This is a genomic window from Actinomycetes bacterium, from assembly GCA_035489715.1.
Lineage (GTDB): Bacteria > Actinomycetota > Actinomycetes > JACCUZ01 > JACCUZ01 > DATHAP01.
In genome coordinates, this window is sequence record DATHAP010000023.1 from 22,089 (window position 1) to 41,687 (window position 19,599).

Here is a 19,599-nt window from a genome sequence, read left to right on the forward strand (position 1 = left end):
TCGTTTGCGACGCGTTCGTCGACGACACGCCGTGTCGACGGCGTGTCGCAGCCGCGGACGTCGCAAACGATCTTGCAGTCGGCCGACCCGGCGTCAGGCGAGAGCGACCAGGTCGGCGTAGTCCTCGTTCCACAGGTCCTCGACCCCGTCGGGCAGCAGGATCAGCCGCTCCGGGGCCAACGCCTCGACCGCGCCCTCGTCGTGGGTGACCAGGACGACGGCGCCGGAGAAGGTCTGCAGGGCTCCGAGAATCTCCTCGCGGCTGGCCGGGTCGAGGTTGTTGGTCGGCTCGTCGAGCATCAGCACGTTGGCGCTTGACACCACCAGCGTGGCCAGCGCGAGCCGGGTCTTCTCCCCGCCGCTGAGCACCCGGGCCGGCTTCTCGACGTCGTCGCCGGAGAAGAGGAACGACCCGAGGATGCGGCGCAGCTCGACCTCGCTGGTGTCGGGCGCGGCCGAGCGCATGTTCTCCAGCACGGTCCGCTCCGGGTCGAGGGTCTCGTGCTCCTGCGCGTAGTAGCCGACCTTGAGCCCGTGCCCCGGGCGGACCGCACCGGTGTCCGGGGTCTCGATGCCGGCCAGCAGCCGCAGCAGGGTGGTCTTGCCGGCGCCGTTGAGCCCGAGGATCACGACCCGGCTGCCGCGGTCGATGGCCAGGTCCACGTCGGTGAACACCTCGAGCGACCCGTAGGACTTCGACAGGCCCTCGGCGGTCAGCGGGGTCCGGCCGCACGGCGCGGGCTCCGGGAAGCGCAGCTTGGCAACCTTGTCGCTGCGGCGCACCTGCTCCAGACCTGCCATCAGCCGCTGCGCCCGTCGGTCCATGCTCTGCGCCGCCTTGGCCTTCGTGGCCTTGTAGCGCATCCGGTCGGCCTGCGCCTTGAGCGCGTCGGCCTGCTTCTCGGCGTTGGCCCGCTCGCGCTTGCGCCGCCGCTCGTCGGTCTCGCGCTGCGCCAGGTACGCCGACCAGCCGAGGTTGTAGACGTCGAGCTCGGCCCGATTGGCGTCGAGGTGGAAGACCCGGGTGACCGTGTGCTCGAGCAGGCCGACGTCGTGGCTGATGACGACAAGGCCGCCCTTGTACGTCCGCAGGTACTCGCGCAGCCAGACGATCGAGTCGGCGTCCAGGTGGTTGGTCGGCTCGTCGAGCAGCAAGGTCGAGCCGTCCGCACCGGTCCCGGTCGACGAGAAGAGGATCCGCGAGAGCTCGACCCGGCGCCGCTGGCCGCCGGAGAGGGTGTGCAGCGGCTGGCCGAGGACCCGCTCCGGCAGCCCGAGGCTGGACGCGATGGCAGCCGCCTCGCTCTCGGCGGCGTAGCCACCGGCGGCCTGGAACTCGGTCTCCAGCCGGGCGTAGCGGCTCATCGCCCGCTCGTGCGTCGCGGGGTCGGCGCTGGCCATCTCCCCCTCGGTCTCGCGCATCCGGCGGACGACGGCGTCCAGGCCGCGTGCGGACAGGATCCGGTCGCGGGCCAGCACGTCAAGGTCGCCGGTGCGCGGGTCCTGCGGCAGGTAGCCGACGTGACCGGACCGGGTCACCTCGCCCGACGCGGCCGGGCCCTCGCCGGCCAGCACCCGGGTCAGCGTGGTCTTGCCGGCGCCGTTGCGGCCGACCAGCCCGACCCGGTCACCCGGCGCGATCCGGAACGTGGCGTCGCCGAGCAGGATCCGGGAGCCGGCCCTGAGCTCCAGACCGGTGGCGGTGATCATCGTCGTGCGTCCTTTTGCATGGGAGGTTCCCGCGTCGGATCTGCATCGGATCCGTGTGGCGGGCGGCCTGGCGGGGTATCGGCCAGCGGCTCAGCGGGACGGCGACGACGGCATGCGCCCTAGTCTACGGACGGCCCGCCGACAGGACGGAGCGCGTTTCCCGTGGGTATCGACTTCGACGACCAGTCCGTCGACACCTCCGGTGTCTCGGACCGGCGCGGCATGGGCGGCCCGATCGCGGTCGGGGGCGGCGGTCTCGGCATCGTGGGCCTGATCATCTTCGTGCTGGTGTCCGTGCTCGGCGGCGGCAACGGTGTCGACACGACGCAGCTGGTGCCCCAGGACGGCGCGGTCCAGGGCGAGGGGGCCGGCACCGGCGACCTCGAGCAGCGGTGCAACACCGAGGGTGCGATCGAGCAGTACGACGACTGCTTCCTGGTGAAGGTCTACAACGAGATCAACGAGGTCTGGACCGACGAGTTCGCGCGGGCCGGCGAGCAGTACGAGCAGCCGGGGCTGACCTTCTTCACCCAGGCGGTGCAGACCGGCTGCGGCACCGCGTCGTCACAGGTCGGTCCGTTCTACTGCCCGCCGGACCGGAGCATCTTCATCGACATCGGCTTCCTCGACCAGCTGCAGCAGGAGTTCGGCGCCGAGGGGCGCTACGCCCAGGCGTACATCATGGCCCACGAGGCGGGGCACCACCTGCAGACGCTGTTCGGCACCGAGCAGAAGGTCCGCGCCTCCCAGCAGGCCCGGCCGAACGCGGCCAACGAGCTATCGGTCGCGATGGAGCTGCAGGCCGACTGCTACGCCGGCGTCTGGAGCCGGCTCGCCGACGACCGTGGCAACGTCTCGGTCGGCGAGGCCGAGCTGGACCAGGCCATCGGGGCGGCCGAGGCGGTCGGCGACGACCGGATCCAGCAGAAGACGCAGGGCAGGGTGGACCCCGAGTCCTGGACCCACGGGTCCGCCGAGCAGCGGCGCCACTGGTTCCTGACCGGCCGCCGCTCGGGCGACGTCAACCGCTGCAACACCTTCGGCTGAGGACCGGCGCCGCCCAGCATCCACACCCGAAATGATCACGGTTACATGATCAATGCACGCCATGCACGGCATGTAGGCCATGCACGGGGTGGAGTGATCACGTGAACGTGATCATTCCCGCAGCCGGGTCAGACGTTGAAGCCCAGGGCGCGCAGCTGGTCACGACCTTCGTCGGTGATCTTGTCGGGGCCCCACGGCGGCATCCAGACCCAGTTGATCCGGGTCTCCTTGACCAGGCCGGACAATGCCGAGTTGGTCTGGTCCTCGATGACGTCGGTCAGCGGGCAGGCCGCCGACGTGAGGGTCATGTCCAGGGTGCACGCGTTGTCGCCGTCGACGTGGATGCCGTAGACCAGGCCCAGGTCGACCACGTTGATGCCGAGCTCGGGGTCGACCACGTCGCGCATGGCCTCCTCGACGTCCTCGACCTTGGCCAGGCCCGGTCCCCCGGTGGCCGCACTGGTCGCGGTCTCGCTCATGCCATCTCCTCCGCCGTCTCGTGCTCATCCACGCCACCGGCACGGGCCGTGGCGTCCTTCCATGCCATCCAGCCGAGCAGCGCGCACTTGATGCGCGCCGGGTACTTCGAGACCCCCTCGAACGCGACGGCGTCCTCGAGCACCTCCTCGAGGTCACCCTCGACCGACTCGGCGGCGCTGGACGCGTCGCCCTTGGCCCGCATCAGGGCCAGGAACGCGTCGTAGGCGGTCGTCGCCTCGCCGAGGCTGCGCCCGATCACCAGGTCGGTCATGACCGACACCGAGGCTTGCGAGATCGAGCAGCCGAGCGAGTCGTAGGAGACGTCCTCGACCGTGGTGCCGTCGCTGCCGAGCCGCACCCGCAGGGTGACCTCGTCGCCGCAGGTGGGGTTGACGTGGTGGACCTCGGCGTCGAACGGCTCCCGGAGCCCCTTGTGGTGGGGGTTGCGGTAGTGGTCCAGGATGATCTCCTGGTACATCGACTCCAGCCTCACGCCGCGCCTCCCGTGCGCCCGAAGAACCGCTGCACGTGCTCGAGCCCGTCGACCAGCGCGTCGACGTCGGCCATCGTCGAGTAGACGTAGAACGACGCCCGGGTGGTGGCCGGCACGCCGTAGCGCAGGCAGACCGGTCGGGCGCAGTGCTGACCGACCCGCACCGCGATGCCGAGCTCGTCGAGCACCTGGCCGACGTCGTGCGGGTGCAGGTCGCCCAGCGTGAAGGAGACCGCAGCCCCGCGGTTCTCCGCGGTCGGCGGCCCGACGACGCGCAGGCCCTCGACCTGCTGCATCCGCTCCAGCGCGTAGGCGGTGATCACGTGCTCGTGCTCGGCGACCGTCTCCATGCCGAGGGCGGAGAGGTAGTCGACCGCCGCGCCCAGGCCGACCGCCTGGGCGATCGGCGGGGTGCCCGCCTCGAACTTGTGCGGCAACGCGGCGTAGGTCGACCCGGTCATGCTGACCGCCTCGATCATCTCGCCGCCACCGAGGAAGGGCGGCAGGTCCTCGAGCACCTGGCGACGTCCCCACAGCACGCCGATGCCCGTGGGGCCGCACATCTTGTGCCCGGTGAAGGCCACCAGGTCGGCGCCAAGCGCCTGGACGTCGAGCGGCATGTGCGGGGCCGCCTGAGAGGCGTCGACGACGACCAGGGCGCCCACCTCGCGGGCCCGCCGCACGATCTCGGCGCCCGGGTTGACGGTGCCCAGGATGTTGGAGACCAGCACGAACGACACGACGCGGGTGCGCTCGTTGACCAGCGCGTCGAGGTCGCTGAGGTCGAGCCGTCCGTCGTCGGTCAGCCCGATCCAGCGCAGCGTCGCGCCGGTGCGCTCCGCGACCATCTGCCACGGGACGAGGTTGGAGTGGTGCTCCATCTCGGTGACGACGATCTCGTCGCCCGCGCGCAGGCCACGGAAGGCGGAGCCGCCCCACGCGATGGTGTTGGCCGCCAGGTTGAGCGCCTCGGTGGAGTTCTTGGTGAAAACCACCTCGGCGCGGTCGGCGGCGTTGACGAAGGCCGCCACCTTGTCGCGTGCGCCCTCGTACAGCGCGGTGGCCTCCTCGGCCAGCGTGTGGATGCCGCGGTGCACGTTGGCGTTGTGCCGGGTGTAGTAGTCGTCGAGGGCGTCGAGGACCTGGCGGGGCTTCTGCGACGTCGCCGCGTTGTCGAGGTAGACCAGCGGTCGGTCGCCGTGCACCAGCCGCTCGAGCGCCGGGAAGTCCTTGCGTATCCTCTCGACGTCGAGCGGCGACGCGACAGACAAGGAACTCATGCCTGAGCGCCCGCCTTGAGGAAGCGCTCGTAGCCCTCGGCCTCGAGGGTGTCGGCGAGCTCCCGGCCGCCCTCCTCGACGATGCGGCCGTCGACGAAGACGTGCACGAAGTCGGGGGCGATGTAGCGCAGGATCCGGGTGTAGTGCGTGATCAGCAGGACACCGGTCTCACCACCCGCGCGGACTCGGTTGACGCCCTCGGACACGACCTTGAGCGCGTCGATGTCGAGCCCGGAGTCGGTCTCGTCGAGGACGGCGATCTTTGGCTTGAGCAGCTCGAGCTGGAGGATCTCGTGGCGCTTCTTCTCGCCGCCCGAGAAGCCCTCGTTGACGCTGCGCTCGGAGAAGGACGGGTCGACGGCCAGCCGCTCCATCGCCTCCTTCACCTCCTTGACCCAGGTGCGCAGCTTGGGCGCCTCGCCGTCGACAGCGGTCTTGGCGCTGCGCAGGAAGTTGGAGACCGAGACTCCCGGCACCTCAACGGGGTACTGCATCGCCAGGAACAGCCCGGCGCGGGCCCGCTCGTCGACCGTCATCGCGAGGACGTCGTCGCCGTCGAGCGTGACCGTGCCGCCGGTGACGGTGTACTTGGGGTGCCCGGCGATCGAGTAGGCCAGCGTCGACTTGCCGGAGCCGTTGGGCCCCATGATGGCGTGGGTCTCACCGGCCCGGACGGTGAGGTCGACCCCGCGCAGGATCTCCCGCGTGCCGGAGTCACCGGTGTCGACGGTGACGTGCAGGTCGCGGATCTCGAGCGTGCTCACTGGTTCTCCTTCATGACGGACACGAGGACGTCGTCTCCGTCGATCTTCACGGGGTACACGGGGACCGGCTGGGTGGCCGGGAGCCCGGTCGGACGGCCGGTGACCAGGTCGAAGCGCGAGCCGTGCAGCCAGCACTCGATCGTCTGGTCCTCGATCTCGCCCTCGGACAGGGCGACGTTGGCGTGCGAGCACACGTCGTGGATGGCGTAGACCTCGCCGGCGCTGCGCACGATCGCCACCGGGACCCCGTCGACCACGACCCGGACCGCCGCGCCGTCGGCCACGTCGGCCGCCGCGCAGGCGCGCTGGTAGTCGGCCACCTCAGTGCACCGCGCCTTCCAGCTCCCGCTCGACCTGGGCCAGCAGGCGGTCGCGGACCTCCGGGACCCCGATCTTGTTGATCACGTCGGCGAAGAAGCCGCGGACGACGAGCCGGCGCGCCTCGTCCTCGGGGATGCCCCGGGACTGCAGGTAGAACAGCTGCTCGTCGTCGAAGCGGCCGGTCGCCGAGGCGTGGCCGGCGCCGACGATCTCGCCGGTCTCGATCTCGAGGTTGGGCACCGAGTCGGCACGGGCGCCGTCGGTGAGCACGAGGTTGCGGTTGAGCTCGAAGGTCTCGGTACCCTCGGCCTCGGCCCGGATCAGCACGTCGCCGATCCAAACCGTGTGCGCCTCCTCGCCCTGCAGCGCGCCCTTGTAGACCACGTTGCTCTTGCAGTGCGGCACGGCGTGGTCGACGAAGAGCCGGTGCTCGAGGTGCTGGTGGTCGTCGGCGAAGTAGAGGCCGAGCATCTCGACCTCCGAGCCCGGCGCGGTGAAGCGCGCCTCGGACGACACCCGCGCGACGTCGCCGCCGAACCCGACGGCGATGGTGCGCAGCTTGGCGTCCCGGCCCAGCCGGATCGACTGCTGCGAAAGGTGAACGGTGTCGTCGGCCCAGTCGTTGACGACGACCACGGTCAGCTCCGCGCTGTCGCCGACGACCAGCTCGAGGTTGTCGGCGTACGTCCCCGAGCCGGTGTGGTCCAGCACCACGACGGCGCGGGCGAAGGGCTGCACGTCGACGAGCAGGTGCCCGAAGGCGGGCCCCGCGTCGACACCGGTGCCGCGCACGTTCACCGTGGTGGGCCGGCTGGCCACGGCCTCGGTGGGCACGGTGAGCACCGTCGCCTTCTCGAACGCGTTCCAGGCCCGAGCGGCCACCCGGTCGGCAGGCTCGCCGCCACCACCGAGCCGGGCGTCACCGCGGTCGACCGTCTCGACCACCACCTCCGGGGCGGCGTCGACCTCCACGGTCACCGTGCCGGTGCCGGCGCCGTCGTCCTCGTGCAGGTGGCGGAGGCGGTCGAGAGGGGTGAAGCGCCACTCCTCCTCGCGGCCGGTGGGGACCCCGAACGCCGCGAGGTCGAACGAGCGCGCCCGCTCACCGCGGCTGTCGCCGGGGACCGGGACGGCGCCGTGGGAGTGGGGCTTCCCGCTGAACCCGCCGGTCTCCGGCGAGAGGATCTCGCCGGCCACCGAGGGGGTGACGGTCTCAGGGGTGGTGGACATGGATCAGCCCACGGCTCCTTCCATCTGCAGCTCGATCAGGCGGTTGAGCTCGAGGGCGTACTCCATCGGGAGCTCCTTGGCGATCGGCTCGACGAAGCCGCGCACGATCATCGCCATCGCCTCGTCCTCGGACAGGCCGCGGCTCATCAGGTAGAAGAGCTGGTCCTCGCTCACCTTGGAGACCGTGGCCTCGTGGCCCATCGTCACGTCGTCCTCGCGCACGTCGACGTAGGGATAGGTGTCCGAGCGGCTGACGGTGTCGACCAGAAGCGCGTCGCACTTCACCGTCGACCGGGACCCGTTGGCACCCTCGAGCACCTGGACCAGCCCGCGGTAGGAGGTGCGGCCGCCGCCGCGGGCCACCGACTTGGAGATGATGGTCGACGACGTGTGCGGCGCCGAGTGCACCATCTTGGCGCCCGCGTCCTGGTGCTGGCCCTCGCCCGCGAAGGCGACTGAAAGCGTCTCCCCCTGCGCGTGCTCGCCGAGCAGGTAGCAGGCGGGGTACTTCATGGTCACCTTGGAGCCGATGTTGCCGTCGATCCACTCCATCCGGCCCCCGGCCTGCACCGCTGTGCGCTTGGTGACCAGGTTGTAGACGTTGTTCGACCAGTTCTGGATCGTCGTGTAGCGGACGTGCGCGTCCTTCTTGACGATGATCTCGACGACGGCCGAGTGAAGCGAGTCCGACGAGTAGATCGGGGCGGTGCAGCCCTCGACGTAGTGCACCGAGGAGCCCTCGTCGGCGATGATCAGCGTCCGCTCGAACTGGCCCATGTTCTCGGTGTTGATCCGGAAGTAGGCCTGCAGCGGGATGTCCACCTTGACGCCGGGCGGGACGTAGATGAAGGAGCCGCCGGACCAGACCGCGGTGTTGAGCGCGGCGAACTTGTTGTCGCCGACCGGGATGACGGTGCCGAAGTACTCCTTGAAGAGCTCCTCGTGCTCGCGCAGCGCGGTGTCGGTGTCGAGGAAGAGGACGCCCTTCTCCTCCAGGTCCTCGCGGATCTGGTGGTAGACGACCTCGGACTCGTACTGCGCCGCGACGCCCGCGATCAGCCGCTGCTTCTCGGCCTCGGGGATGCCCAGCTTGTCGTAGGTGTTCTTGATGTCTGCGGGCAGCTCGTCCCAGGAGGTGGCCTGCTTCTCGGTGGAGCGGACGAAGTACTTGATGTTGTCGAAGTCGATGCCCGAGAGATCCGAGCCCCAGGTCGGCATCGGCTTCTTGCCGAACAGCCGCAGCCCCTTGAGGCGCAGGTTGAGCATCCACTCGGGCTCGTACTTGAGCGCCGAGATGTTGCGGACAACGGCGTCGGACAGGCCGCGCTGAGCCGTCGCGCCGGCGATGTCGGAGTCCGCCCAGCCGAAGGCGTAACGGCCGAGGGCGTCGACCTCGGCGTGAGTGGTCTCGGGGATGGCAGTCACTGAGCGTTCCTCCGGATCGGGGTGCTGGGGAGGGTCGGGGTGCTGGGCAGGTCGGACGTCCTCGGCACGTACGTCGTGCAGACCCCGTCGCCGTGGGCGATCGTGGCCAGGCGCTGGACGTGGGTGCCGAGCAGCCGGGCAAAGACCTCGGTCTCGGCCTCGCAGAGCTCGGGGAACTGCTCGGCCACGTGGGCGACGGGGCAGTTGTGCTGGCACAGCTGCTCCCCCGGTGCGGCTGCCGCGGGGCGGGTCGAGGCGGCGTAGCCGTCGGCCGACAGCGCCTCGGCAAGGGCTTCGGCCCGGCGACCGGCCGGGGCGCCGGCGACCCGGTCGCGGTAGCGGCCCTCGAGCTCGGCGACCCGCTGCCGGGCGAACGCGGCGACCGCCTCGCGGCCGCCCCGCTCCTCGACGAAGCGCAGCGCGCTGGCGGCGAGGTCGTCGTAGGCCTGGTCGAACTCGTCGCGACCGGCGGGTGTGAGCACGAAGAGGCGGGCCGGACGGCCCCGGCCGCGGACCGCGGTGGGGCGTGGCGCGCGCTCCTCGATCAGGCCGTCGGACAGCAGGGCGTCCAGGTGGCGCCGCACGGCCGCCGGGGTGAGGCGCAGGGCCGCGGCGAGGCCGGCGGCGGTGGTGGGGCCGGTCTCGAGGATGGTGCGCGCGACCCGGTTGCGGGTCGAGTCCTCCAGCGCGTTTTTCACAACACCAGTGTCGCGTTATTCGGGACCGATCGCAAACGACCGGGCCATCGGGCTGCCGTGGCGTCTCTCACATCTGAGGTGCCAGCGGCCGCCCCGCCCGGCCACACTGGCATGGTGAGCGAGATCCACACCCGCCCGGAGATCGCCGCAGGCCTGCGCGACCTGGGAGTCGCGCCCGGCGACCTCCTGCTGGTCCACACGTCGGTCAAGGCCCTGGGCTGGATCCCCGGCGGCGCGGTCGCCGTCGTGCAGGCCCTTCGGGACGCGGTCGGCGCCGACGGGACGATCGTGGTGCCGACCCAGACCGCGGGCAACAGCGACCCCAGCGCCTGGCAGCACCCGCCGGTGCCGGCGGAGTGGTGGCCGGTGATCCGGGAGCACACCCCCGCGTTCGAGCCCGCCATCACGCCCAGCGAGTGGATGGGCAAGGTCCCCGAGGTGGTCCGCACCTGGCCCGGTGCCCGGCGCAGCGCGCACCCGCAGACGTCGTTCGCGGCGCTCGGCCCGCTCGCCGAGCAGGTGGTGGCCGTCCACGACCTCGACTCGCAGTGCGGCGAGCGGTCGCCGCTGGCCACCCTCGAGCGGCTCGGCGCCCGGGTGCTGGTCCTCGGGGCCGACTTCGGCTCGTGCACCGCGTTCCACCTCGCCGAGTACCGCGTGCCCGGCGCGGCTCCGACCAAGACCGACGGCGCGGCGGTCCGGACCGAGGGCGGCGGGCGGACCTGGGCGACGTACGAGGACCTGGACCTCGACGAAGACGACTTCGAGCAGATCGGCGAGGCGCTGCTGGCCACCGGGTCGGTCCGCACCGGCCGGGTAGGCGCTGCCGACTGCCACCTGGTCGAGCTGTCCACCGCGGTCGCGTTCGCGGTCGGCTGGATGACCGGGCACCGCGACCGAGGCACGCAGGGGGCCGGCTGAGCACTGCCTAGACTGCCCGCCCGTGAGCGTCGAGCGCGGGGACCACGCGGTCGAGCTGGTCGACCTGGTCAAGCGGTACGGCGCCCGGCCGGCCATCGACGGTCTCACCGCGGCCTTCCCGGCCGCGGCGGTGACCGCGCTGCTCGGCCCCAACGGCGCCGGCAAGACGACGACGGTGGAGATCTGCGAGGGCTACCGCACCGCGGACGCCGGCACGGTCCGCGTGCTCGGGCTCGACCCGGCGCGCGACGGGCGACGGTTGCGGCCACGGGTCGGCGTCATGCTCCAGTCCGGCGGCGTCTACCCGTCGGTCCGGGCCGCGGAGATGCTCCGGCACGTCGCCGCCCTGCACGCCGACCCGCTCGACCCCGACGGCTTGGTCGAGCGGCTCGGCCTCGGCGCGGTCAGCCGGACGCCGTACCGCCGGCTGTCCGGCGGCCAGCAGCAACGGGTCGCACTCGCCCTGGCCGTGATCGGCCGCCCGGACCTGGTCTTCCTCGACGAGCCGACCGCGGGTCTCGACCCGCAGTCCCGCCGGGCAGCCTGGGAGCTGGTGGCCGACCTGCGCCGCGACGGTGTCTCCGTTGTCCTGACCACCCACCACATGGACGAGGCGGAGCAGCTCGCCGACCACGTCGTCGTGGTCGACCGCGGACGTGTGGTCGCGGCCGGCTCCCCCGCCGACCTGACGGCGGGAGCCGTCGGATCGGTGCGCTTCCGCGCCGCCCCCGGGCTGGACCTCGCCGCGCTGGGCGCCGCACTGCCGGCGGCGACCGAGGTGCACGAGACGTCACCCGGCAGCTACCGGGTCGACGGCGAGGTGGACAGCCGCTTCGTCGCCGACCTCACCGCCTGGTGCGCGGCCCGGGACCTCATGCCCGAGGGGCTGACCGTGGGCCGGCGCTCGCTCGAGGACGTCTTCCTCGAGCTCACCGGGTCGGAGCTGCGCGGATGACCGGGCCGGGGACGTACGTCCCGCGACCCGGAGCGGCACCACTCCCCCGGATGCTGCGCGCCCAGGCCGGTCTCGAGACCCGGATGGTGTTGCGCAACGGCGAGCAGCTGCTGCTCACCGTGGTCATCCCGGTGCTGGTCCTGCTCCTCTTCGGCAGCGTCGAAGTCGTCGACCTCGGCGGCCGGTCGGAGCGCCTCGACTTCCTGGTGCCCGGGGTGCTCGCCCTGGCGGTGCTGTCCACCGCCTTCACCGGGCTGGCGATCGGCACCGGCTTCGAGCGGCGGTACGGCGCGCTGAAGCGGCTGGGCGCGACGCCGCTGCCGCGGGGCGCACTGCTGGGCGCCAAGGGGCTCGCCGTGCTGACGGTCGAGGCGCTGCAGGTCGTGCTGCTCCTGGGGGTCGCCCTGCTGCTGGGCTGGGACCCGCCGCGGGATGCCGCCGCCTGGGCCGGCGCGCTGCTGCTCCTGCTGGTGGGCACCGGCGCCTTCGCGGCGCTCGCGCTGCTGATGGCCGGCACGCTGCGCGCCGAGGCGACGCTCGCGGCGGCCAACCTGGTCTACCTGCTGCTGCTCGTCACGGGCGGCATCGCGGTGCCGCTGGACCGGTTCCCCGACGGATTGCGCCCGCTGCTCGAGCTGCTGCCGTCGGCGGCGCTGGCCGACGGACTGCGGGACTGCCTGTCCGAGGGCGCCCGGCTCCCGGTCGGCGACCTGGTGGTGCTGCTGGTGTGGGGGGCCGTCGGCTCGGTGCTGGCGGCCCGCTGGTTCCGCTGGGAGTAGGGCGCCGACCGCCGGCGGGCCGGCCCGTACGCTGGGCGCATGCTCCAGCGGGTGCGGTCGTGGCGGCCGACGGAGGCGGTGCTCCGCGGCACCTTCCTCGGTGCCCTGGTGGCCAACACGGTGATCGTCGTGACGGGCGGCGCCGTGCGGCTGACCGCGTCGGGGCTCGGCTGCCCGACCTTCCCGCGGTGCACGGACGAGTCGTTGGTGGCGACCCGCGAGATGGGCGCGCACGGGGCGATCGAGTTCGGCAACCGGCTGCTCACCTTCGCGCTCTCGGCGGCGGTGCTGGCCGCGCTGGTCACCGCCTGGCGGGCCGGCCGGCGCGACCTGCTCCGCCCGGCCGGGCTCCTCCTCCTGGGCATCGTGGCGCAGGCGCTGCTCGGCGGTGTCACCGTGCTCACCGGGCTCAACCCGCTCACCGTGATGGCGCACTTCCTGCTCTCGATGGGACTGATCGCCGTGGCGGTCGTGGCCTACGAGCGGGCCGCCGGCAGGCGGGTGCCTTCGCCGGACGGGCCGGCCGCGACGTACGACCAGGCCCTCGCGGTCGGGGCGAGCATCCTGACCGCGGCGGTCGCGGCGACCCTGGCGCTCGGCACGGTCGTGACCGGCACCGGGCCGCACTCCGGCGACAAGCAGGCCGCCGACCGGCTGCCCTTCGACCTGGAAGCGGTCACCCAGCTGCACGCTGACGCGGTGTTCCTGGTGCTCGGGCTGACCATCGGGCTGGTGGTCGCGGCCGTCGCGGCGCGGGCACCACGGCTGCTGTCCCGGCGGCTGGCGGCGCTGCTGCTGGTTGTGCTGGCCCAGGGGCTGGTGGGCTACGTGCAGTACGTCACCGACCTGCCGGTCGCACTGGTCGCCTCGCACGTGCTCGGCGCCTGCCTGGTCTGGATCGCGACGCTGCTCGTGCTGCTCGCCGCGGTGCCTGCGCGGCGGGACGAGGGAGCCGGTCCGGCCGTCACCGACGAGGCGTCGGCCGGAAGCCCGCCAGCACGGGTCTCGGCAGCAGCGCGATGAGCGGCTCCACCGCCTCGGCCACCTGAGCGGGGGTCGGCCGGTCCGCCGGCCGCGGCGCCAGACAGGAGCGGACGATCCCGAGCAGGCGGGCCGGCACGCCGTCAGGCAGGCCGCCCAAGCCGCCACCGGTGGGGGGCCGACCGGTGGCGGCGTGCACCAGGGTCGCCCCGAGCCCGTGCACGTCGGCAGCCGGGCCCACCTCGCCGGTCCACGGGTGCTCCTGCTCGGGCGCCAGGTAGCCGTCGGTGCCCACGACGTGCTGCAGGGCGGCCGCCTGCTCGACGGTCCGCGCCACGCTGAGGTCGATCAGCCGGGGCGGCGCGCCCATCACGACGTTGCCCGGCTTCACGTCGAGGTGGACCAGCCCCCGGACCCGCAGGTGGTGCAGCGCGGAGGCCAGCTCCAGAGCCAGCGGCAGCAGCTGCTCCAGGGCCAGCGGACCGTGTCGCCGGACCAGGGTGGACAGTCGCGGGCCCTCGAGGTGCTCGAGCAGCATGTGCGGCCGCGGACCGTCGAGGACCGCCCCGAGGGAGCGGACGACGACCGGATGGCGCAGCTGCTCCAGCAGGGCGGCCTCGCGCGCCAGCCCACGGCGCGCCCCGACGTCCTCGGCCCGCGACGGCCGGAGGACCTTCGCCACGGCGGCGTAATGCAGCTCCTGGTCGAACACCAGGTAGGCCTCGTACGACGTGCCGCCGCCGAGCAGGGCGTGGACCGCCCGGCCGGGGACGAGCTCGTCCCCGGCCCGGAGGTTCCAGCTGTCGGTGCGGCTGGTGCTGATGGTGGTGACGGTGGTGACGGTCATCCGGGTCGTCACCCGCGGCCCGAGCTGGAGCCGGACCGGTCATCGTCCGAGCCGTCGTCGTCACCGCGGGTGTCGGAGCCGGAGGTGTCGACGTCGTTCGTCGGGCCGGAGGTGTCGACGTCGTTGGTCGGGCCGGACGTGTTCGCGTCGTTCGTCGGGCCGGACGTCACGGCGTCGTGCCCGGTGCGGGTTCGGGTCGACGGGTCGTCGGCACCGGGGGTCACCGAGTCGTCCTGCAGCGCGGGGGTGTCCTGCTGGACCACGCCGTCCTCCGGCGACGGGCTGTCGTCCGGGGAGGGCGTGTCGTCGGGCGAGGGGGTGTCGTCCACGGTGGTCAGGGCGGCCAGGCTGTCCTCCCGCTTGGCCGCCTGCTGGTCGTCGGGGCCGGTGGCCGCCTGCACGGTGACGAAGCCGCCCAGCCCAAGCAGGGCGGCGGCGAACGCGACAGCGGCACGGACCAGGGTGTTCATCGGGTCTCCTCACGTCGGGGTGTGTCTCCACGACGTTCGCGGCACCGGCCCTAACGCCGCCCCAACCCACGGTCACCGCTGGGCAAGCGTCGCCCCGCGCCCGTCAGTCGCCCGAGTCCCCGGAGCCGCCGGGACCGGAGCCGGACGAGTCCTCGTCGACGGAGAAGGTGGGCACGCCGCCCACGCAGCGCGCCCGCACCTCGACCTCTCCGTCGCCGTCGTCGACCCGCTCGAACTTCGTCTTCGCCTCGCGCTCGGGCTCGTCGTCGAGGTCGTCGATCTCCCAGCCGACGCTCGGGGCGGCGCCGAGGGTCACCAGCCCACCGCGGCAGGTGCCGGTGACCAGCCCGCCCCGTGTCGAGACGCTGCGCTTCACCGGTCGCGGCCCCGCCGTCGTCGTCGTCGACGGCGCAGCGCTGCTCGTGGTCGGGGCAGCACTGCTCGTCGTCGGGGTCGCGGACGACGTGACGGCGTCGGCGCTCACCCCGCTGTCGGTGAAGGGGTCACCCACCAAGCCGGCGGCGCCGAAGCCGACGCCGACGGCCGCCGCGGCGAAGAGCGTCCACACGGCGACCAGGGCGAGTCGTCGGTCCATGCCCCAAGTCTGCGGCCGGTCTGCCGGTGCCGGGTTAAGCGGCTCCTAACGTGCAGCCATCGCTGTCCCTCCCGCCCGCCGACCTGCGCTGCCGGCGGCCGGTCGAGCACTACGGTCGGCGGGTGGCCGTGCTGCTCCTCGTCGAGGACGACCCCCGCATCCGGACCGCCCTGACCCGGGCCCTGACCGACCGGGGGCACGCCGTCTCGTCCGAGCCGGCCGGTCTGCGGGGGCTGCAGCGGGTGCTCGACGACCCGCCCGACCTCGTGGTGCTCGACCTGGGCCTGCCCGACGTCGACGGCATCCAGCTGCTGCGCATGCTGCGGCCGGTGAGCCGGGTCCCGGTCATCGTCGCCACCGCCCGCGACGACGACGCGGCCACCGTGGCCGCGCTCGACGCCGGCGCCGACGACTACGTCGTCAAGCCGTTCAGCGCCGAGCAGCTCGACGCGCGGATCCGCGCGGTGCTGCGCCGCACCGCGGGTGACGAAACGGTGACCCGGCTCGAGGTCGGCGACCTGGTCGTGGACCTGCGCGCCAGGACGGTCGAGCTGGCCGGCGAGCAGCTGGAGCTGCGACCGCGGGAGTTCGACCTGCTCGCCTACCTGGCCGCGCGCCCCGGCGAGGTGGTGAGCAAGCGCACCCTGCTCGCCGAGGTGTGGCAGCAGCCGATGGGCGGTGCCGACAAGACGGTCGACGTCCACCTGTCGTGGCTGCGCCGCAAGCTCGGCGAGACGGCCAGCGAGCCTCGGCTGCTGCACAGCGTGCGTGGCGTCGGCGTCAAGCTGGTCGAGCCACCCGGCTCCGCGCCGCGATGAGGCGTCGGCTCGCCCTGCTGGTGGCCGCCACGACCTCGGTGGTGCTGCTCGCCTTCCTGCTGCCGGCTGCCGTCCTGGTCGCGCGCGCGGCGGAGAGCAACGCGGTGTCGCTGGCCACCGCGCGCAGCCAGTCGGTGGTGTCGGCCGTGGCGGCCGGCGCCGACGACGAGGCGGTCGCCTCCCTCGCCGACCAGCTCGCCGCCAACGGCCTGGCGGTCACCGTCGTCGACGAGACCGGCGCGACCACCCGGCCGAGGGCGACCGTGACCCGCACCGACGACAGGGCCGCGCTGATCCGCCAGCCGGTCGTGGTCGACGGGCGCACCCGGGTCGTGCAGACGGTCATCCCGCCCGACCAGCTGCGCGAGGGCGTGGCCCGTGCGCGGATCGTGCTGCTCCTCCTCGGCCTGGTGCTGATCGGGCTCTCGCTGGTGGTCGCCGACCGCCTGGCGCGACGGATCACCCGGCCGATCAGCGAGCTCGCCGACGCCGCCCACCGGCTCGGCCAGGGCGACCTGAGCACGCGGGTGGAGCCGGACGGCCCGGAGGAGGTGCGCGAGGTGGGGGCAGCGATCAACCTGCTCGCCGGGCGGATCCGCGAGCTGCTGGCCGGCGAGCGGGAGTCCGTCGCCGACCTGTCGCACCGGCTGCGCACGCCGGTCACCGCGCTCCGGCTGGAGGTGGAGTCCCTGCCCGAGGGGCCGGAGCGGGACCGACTCACCGGCTCGGTCGAGGAGCTCACTCGTGAGGTGGACCGGCTGATCCGCGAGGCCCGCCGGCCGGTCCGCGAGGGCGTGGACGCCCGGGCCGACGCCCGGGCGGTGGTGGCCGAGCGGGTCGCCTTCTGGACCCCGCTCGCCGAGGAGGAGGGCCGCGCGGTCCGGCTGGACCTCCCCGATCAGGCCTGCCCGGTGCGGGTCAGCCCGGCTGATCTCGAGGCGGCGCTGGACGCGCTGCTCGGCAACGTCGTCGCCCACACCCCGGAGGGGGTGGGGCTGGCGGTCCGGCTGCGGCCGCTGGCCGGCGGCGGCGGGGTCGTGGTGGTCAGCGACGAGGGACCGGGCTTCGCCGACCCGGAGGTCTTACGCCGCGGCGAGAGCCGGGCCGGCTCGACCGGTCTGGGCCTGGACATCGCCCGCCGGACAGCCGGCGCCTCGGGCGGCGAGCTCACCATCGCCCGCGCCCCAGGTGGGGGCGGCGAGGTGACCATGCGGCTCGGGCCCCCCGCCGGCTGACCGACACGAGAAAACGCTTCACCAGCCTCCTCGACCTCCCGATGACCCTCGGAGACCATCGACCCATGTCCCGGAGCGCCCCCATGACCCGTCGCCCCCTTGCAGCGGCGCTCGCCGCGACCCTTGCCACCGTCGCGGTGACCCTGACGGCAGTGACCGCTCCCGCCGCGTCTGCCGCCACGGGCCAGCCGGCCTTCGCGGATCGGGTGCCGGCGACCACCACGCAGGTCGTGCGCACGGTGCGCACCCACCGGTGGTGCGACCAGGTCTACTGCACCAAGACGCAGGCGTGGCAGAAGGTCGGCGACGGCTGGGCGCTGGCCCGGCTCGAGGACGGCCGGGTGGCCGTCTTCCGCTCGACCGTCGGCCCGCGTGGGTTCGCCGCCCCGGGCGCCAAGCGGCAGAACGACGATCGCAGCCCCACCGGGGTCTACCGGATCAAGACGACGTTCTCGACCACCACGACGAACCCCGGCCTGATGCCGTGGCGACGGCGGCTGCCGACGTCGTCGGTGACCAACTACTCCGGCCGCCTCTACAACGTGTGGATCGAGGAGCCCGGTCGCACCGACGGCAACCGGCCGGCGATGCGCTACGGGTTCTGGGTGAACTACAACAACGCCCGGTTCCGGGGCGACCCCGGCCCCTACGCGGTCCAGGGGAAGGGCAGCGGGATCTTCTACCACACCAGCCGGCAAGGGCAGGAGTGGGCGCCGACCGAGGGCTGCACCCAGGTCGGCCAGCCGGCCGAGATGCGGTGGATCGTGACCTGGCTGCGCCCGGAGGCCGATCCGCGGGTGGCCAACAACGTCTGACGGCCCCCGCCGAGGACCGGCTCAGAAGGGCAGCAGCGGGTCGATGCCGACTGCGACGAACAGCAGGGTCAGGTATGTGATCGACCCGTGGAAGAGTCGCATCGCGGCCGCCTCCACGGACGTACCGCCGCGGGCCCGCCCCAGCAGGACGTGCGCCTCACGCAGGAAGCCCGCGCCCAGCACCAGCGCGGCGACGCCGTAGACGGCGGAGGTGCCGGCCACCGGCCACAGCAGCAGGGACACGGCCACCATCACCCAGCTGTAGGCGACGACCTGGCGGGCGACGGTCACCGCGTCGGCGACGACCGGCAGCATCGGCACGCCGGCCGCGGCGTAGTCGTCGCGGAAGCGCAGCGACAGCGGCCAGTAGTGCGGCGGCGTCCAGAAGAAGATGACGGCGAAGAGCACCACCGGCGTCCAGGCGAGCGACCCCGTCACCGCCGACCAGCCGATGAGCACCGGCATGCAGCCGGCCGCCCCGCCCCACACGATGTTCTGCGGGGTGCGCCGCTTGAGGGCCAGGGTGTAGACCCCGACGTAGAAAGCGATCGCGGCCAGCGCGAGCAGCGCGGGCAGCCAGCCGGTCGTGACCCACAGCCAGGCCACCGCGAGGACACCGAGCACGCCACCGGACGCCAGCGCCTCGCCCGGGCTGATCAACCCGGTGGCCAGCGGCCGGCGCTCGGTGCGGTGCATCACCTGGTCGATGTCGCGGTCCAGGTAGCAGTTCAGTGTGTTGGCGCTGCCCGCCGCGAGGCTGCCCCCGATCAACGTGGCGGCGACCAGCCACAGCGCGGGGACGCCGCCCTCGGCCAGCAGCATCGTCGGCACGGTCGTGACGAGCAACAGCTCGATGATCCGGGGCTTGGTGAGGGCGACCAGCCCACCCACGACCTGCCGTGCGGTGCGCGGCGGACGGTCTGCGGGCGGACGCCCGACGGGCACCACGACGCGTCCGTCGAGAGCCGTCACGCGCTACCTCGTTCCGTTGTGCCAGGCGATGTCCCCGAAGGTCCGCGGGCGGCCGTTTCGGAGGGGTGATCCGGGGCAGCCCCACTGTATCCGCCCGCCCGGAACGGGGAGGGCGCGACCGGCCCGCCGTGAGTACGCTCCGGGCAGATCAGGTCGCGCACTGCCTGGAGCCCGTCCTCGAGCACGCCTGAGCCCCACCAGGTCTGCCGAGCCACTCGTCGAAGGAGCCCTGACGCCCGTGAGCCCCCAGCAGAAGCTCGAGTGGTCCGAGCTGGACCAGAAGGCCGTCGACACGGTGCGTGTCCTCGCGATGGACGCCGTGCAGAAGGTGGGCAACGGGCACCCTGGGACGGCCATGAGCCTGGCCCCGGCGGCGTACCTGCTCTTCCAGCGCTACCTGCGCCACGACCCGACCGACCCGGGCTGGCCCGGTCGTGACCGGTTCGTCCTGTCGGCCGGCCACTCCAGCCTGACGCTCTACATCCAGCTCTACCTGTCCGGCTACGGCCTCGAGCTCGACGACCTCCGGTCGCTGCGGACCTGGGGCTCGCTGACCCCCGGGCACCCCGAGCACGGCCACACCGCCGGCGTCGAGACCACCACCGGCCCGCTCGGCCAGGGTATCGGCAACGCGGTCGGCATGGCGATGGCCGCCCGCCGGGAGCGCGGTCTCCTCGACCCGGACGCGGCGCCCGGCGAGAGCCCCTTCGACCACCGGGTGTGGTGCATCGCCTCGGACGGCGACATCGAGGAGGGCATCAGC

At 73.0% G+C, this 19,599-nt stretch carries 22 protein-coding genes; 9 read left to right on the forward strand and 13 right to left on the reverse strand.

The features are described 5' to 3' along the window. Positions 1-93: 93 nt before the first annotated feature. The gene (locus VK640_01995) at positions 94-1,710 is read right to left on the reverse strand and encodes an ABC-F family ATP-binding cassette domain-containing protein (protein ID HTE71955.1); all 1,617 of its coding nucleotides are present in this window, start codon (positions 1,708-1,710) and stop codon (positions 94-96) included. Positions 1,711-1,878: 168 nt separating this feature from the next. Between VK640_01995 and VK640_02000 the strand changes: the two genes are divergently transcribed. Beyond that, the gene (locus VK640_02000) at positions 1,879-2,757 is read left to right on the forward strand and encodes a neutral zinc metallopeptidase (GenBank protein ID HTE71956.1); all 879 of its coding nucleotides are present in this window, start codon (positions 1,879-1,881) and stop codon (positions 2,755-2,757) included. A 128-nt stretch (positions 2,758-2,885) separates the two neighbouring features. On the opposite strand, the gene VK640_02005 is transcribed toward VK640_02000, so the two are convergent. From VK640_02005 to VK640_02040, 8 genes are read right to left on the reverse strand one after another with little or no spacing between them, the layout of a single operon-like run. Beyond that, the gene (locus VK640_02005) at positions 2,886-3,236 is read right to left on the reverse strand and encodes a metal-sulfur cluster assembly factor (GenBank protein HTE71957.1); all 351 of its coding nucleotides are present in this window, start codon (positions 3,234-3,236) and stop codon (positions 2,886-2,888) included. Then, positions 3,233-3,730: an SUF system NifU family Fe-S cluster assembly protein gene (locus VK640_02010; protein ID HTE71958.1), complete on the reverse strand. Its 498-nt coding sequence runs from the start codon at positions 3,728-3,730 to the stop codon at positions 3,233-3,235. The genes VK640_02005 and VK640_02010 overlap by 4 nt, the downstream gene beginning before the upstream one ends. After that, positions 3,727-5,010 (reverse strand): cysteine desulfurase, encoded by a 1,284-nt coding sequence (locus VK640_02015; protein HTE71959.1) that lies wholly within the window; start codon positions 5,008-5,010, stop codon positions 3,727-3,729. Before VK640_02015 ends, VK640_02010 begins: the two co-directional genes overlap by 4 nt. Continuing rightward, entirely contained in the window at positions 5,007-5,774 is a 768-nt protein-coding gene (gene sufC / locus VK640_02020; protein ID HTE71960.1) for a Fe-S cluster assembly ATPase SufC, read from the reverse strand. Before sufC ends, VK640_02015 begins: the two co-directional genes overlap by 4 nt. Next, entirely contained in the window at positions 5,771-6,094 is a 324-nt protein-coding gene (locus VK640_02025) for a non-heme iron oxygenase ferredoxin subunit (GenBank protein ID HTE71961.1), read from the reverse strand. The genes sufC and VK640_02025 overlap by 4 nt, the downstream gene beginning before the upstream one ends. Before the next feature lies 1 nt (position 6,095). Further along, a complete protein-coding gene (sufD, locus tag VK640_02030; protein ID HTE71962.1) occupies positions 6,096-7,325 on the reverse strand; it encodes a Fe-S cluster assembly protein SufD in 1,230 nt (409 codons plus the stop codon). A gap of 3 nt (positions 7,326-7,328) precedes the next feature. Then, the gene (gene sufB / locus VK640_02035) at positions 7,329-8,750 is read right to left on the reverse strand and encodes a Fe-S cluster assembly protein SufB (GenBank protein HTE71963.1); all 1,422 of its coding nucleotides are present in this window, start codon (positions 8,748-8,750) and stop codon (positions 7,329-7,331) included. Further along, positions 8,747-9,448, reverse strand: coding sequence for an ArsR family transcriptional regulator (locus tag VK640_02040; protein ID HTE71964.1), 702 nt, complete (start codon positions 9,446-9,448; stop codon positions 8,747-8,749). The genes sufB and VK640_02040 overlap by 4 nt, the downstream gene beginning before the upstream one ends. A gap of 111 nt (positions 9,449-9,559) precedes the next feature. Between VK640_02040 and VK640_02045 the strand changes: the two genes are divergently transcribed. From VK640_02045 to VK640_02060, 4 genes are read left to right on the forward strand one after another with little or no spacing between them, the layout of a single operon-like run. After that, positions 9,560-10,369 (forward strand): AAC(3) family N-acetyltransferase, encoded by an 810-nt coding sequence (locus tag VK640_02045; protein ID HTE71965.1) that lies wholly within the window; start codon positions 9,560-9,562, stop codon positions 10,367-10,369. Positions 10,370-10,391: 22 nt separating this feature from the next. Continuing rightward, a complete protein-coding gene (locus VK640_02050) occupies positions 10,392-11,324 on the forward strand; it encodes an ABC transporter ATP-binding protein (protein HTE71966.1) in 933 nt (310 codons plus the stop codon). Further along, positions 11,321-12,103 (forward strand): ABC transporter permease, encoded by a 783-nt coding sequence (locus VK640_02055; GenBank protein ID HTE71967.1) that lies wholly within the window; start codon positions 11,321-11,323, stop codon positions 12,101-12,103. The genes VK640_02050 and VK640_02055 overlap by 4 nt, the downstream gene beginning before the upstream one ends. A gap of 39 nt (positions 12,104-12,142) precedes the next feature. Further along, positions 12,143-13,126, forward strand: coding sequence for a COX15/CtaA family protein (locus tag VK640_02060; GenBank protein HTE71968.1), 984 nt, complete (start codon positions 12,143-12,145; stop codon positions 13,124-13,126). Here the strand turns inward: VK640_02060 and VK640_02065 are convergent. The 3 genes from VK640_02065 to VK640_02075 all read right to left on the reverse strand — a co-directional run bounded on the left by VK640_02065 (position 13,068) and on the right by VK640_02075 (position 14,996). Then, positions 13,068-13,931, reverse strand: coding sequence for a serine/threonine-protein kinase (locus VK640_02065; GenBank protein HTE71969.1), 864 nt, complete (start codon positions 13,929-13,931; stop codon positions 13,068-13,070). The two genes, VK640_02060 and VK640_02065, sit on opposite strands and share 59 nt — an antisense overlap. An 8-nt stretch (positions 13,932-13,939) precedes the next feature. Next, entirely contained in the window at positions 13,940-14,401 is a 462-nt protein-coding gene (locus tag VK640_02070; GenBank protein HTE71970.1) for a hypothetical protein, read from the reverse strand. Positions 14,402-14,504: 103 nt separating this feature from the next. Then, a complete protein-coding gene (locus VK640_02075; protein HTE71971.1) occupies positions 14,505-14,996 on the reverse strand; it encodes a hypothetical protein in 492 nt (163 codons plus the stop codon). A gap of 122 nt (positions 14,997-15,118) precedes the next feature. On the opposite strand from VK640_02075, the gene VK640_02080 reads away from it, so the two are divergent. The 3 genes from VK640_02080 to VK640_02090 all read left to right on the forward strand — a co-directional run bounded on the left by VK640_02080 (position 15,119) and on the right by VK640_02090 (position 17,864). Continuing rightward, positions 15,119-15,814, forward strand: a complete 696-nt coding sequence (locus tag VK640_02080; GenBank protein HTE71972.1) for a response regulator transcription factor — start codon at positions 15,119-15,121, stop codon at positions 15,812-15,814. Further along, positions 15,811-17,049: a HAMP domain-containing sensor histidine kinase gene (locus VK640_02085; protein ID HTE71973.1), complete on the forward strand. Its 1,239-nt coding sequence runs from the start codon at positions 15,811-15,813 to the stop codon at positions 17,047-17,049. The genes VK640_02080 and VK640_02085 overlap by 4 nt, the downstream gene beginning before the upstream one ends. Positions 17,050-17,132: 83 nt before the next feature. Beyond that, positions 17,133-17,864, forward strand: coding sequence for a L,D-transpeptidase family protein (locus VK640_02090; GenBank protein ID HTE71974.1), 732 nt, complete (start codon positions 17,133-17,135; stop codon positions 17,862-17,864). 21 nt (positions 17,865-17,885) lie between these two features. On the opposite strand, the gene VK640_02095 is transcribed toward VK640_02090, so the two are convergent. Then, a complete protein-coding gene (locus VK640_02095) occupies positions 17,886-18,836 on the reverse strand; it encodes a heme o synthase (protein HTE71975.1) in 951 nt (316 codons plus the stop codon). A gap of 238 nt (positions 18,837-19,074) precedes the next feature. Between VK640_02095 and VK640_02100 the strand changes: the two genes are divergently transcribed. After that, positions 19,075-19,599: transketolase (locus VK640_02100; protein ID HTE71976.1), on the forward strand; the 525-nt coding region annotated here is incomplete at its 3' end.

Coding starts and splice junctions, on each gene's coding strand:
- VK640_02045 (HTE71965.1), top strand. CDS start 9,560: ATGGTGAGCGAGATCCACACCCGCCCGGAGATCGCCGCAGGCCTGCGC.
- VK640_02060 (HTE71968.1), top strand. CDS start 12,143: ATGCTCCAGCGGGTGCGGTCGTGGCGGCCGACGGAGGCGGTGCTCCGC.
- VK640_01995 (HTE71955.1), bottom strand. CDS start 1,710: ATGATCACCGCCACCGGTCTGGAGCTCAGGGCCGGCTCCCGGATCCTG.
- VK640_02055 (HTE71967.1), top strand. CDS start 11,321: ATGACCGGGCCGGGGACGTACGTCCCGCGACCCGGAGCGGCACCACTC.
- VK640_02005 (HTE71957.1), bottom strand. CDS start 3,236: ATGAGCGAGACCGCGACCAGTGCGGCCACCGGGGGACCGGGCCTGGCC.
- VK640_02070 (HTE71970.1), bottom strand. CDS start 14,401: ATGAACACCCTGGTCCGTGCCGCTGTCGCGTTCGCCGCCGCCCTGCTT.
- VK640_02085 (HTE71973.1), top strand. CDS start 15,811: ATGAGGCGTCGGCTCGCCCTGCTGGTGGCCGCCACGACCTCGGTGGTG.
- VK640_02015 (HTE71959.1), bottom strand. CDS start 5,010: ATGAGTTCCTTGTCTGTCGCGTCGCCGCTCGACGTCGAGAGGATACGC.
- VK640_02090 (HTE71974.1), top strand. CDS start 17,133: ATGACCCGTCGCCCCCTTGCAGCGGCGCTCGCCGCGACCCTTGCCACC.
- VK640_02065 (HTE71969.1), bottom strand. CDS start 13,931: ATGACCGTCACCACCGTCACCACCATCAGCACCAGCCGCACCGACAGC.
- sufD (HTE71962.1), bottom strand. CDS start 7,325: ATGTCCACCACCCCTGAGACCGTCACCCCCTCGGTGGCCGGCGAGATC.
- VK640_02075 (HTE71971.1), bottom strand. CDS start 14,996: ATGGACCGACGACTCGCCCTGGTCGCCGTGTGGACGCTCTTCGCCGCG.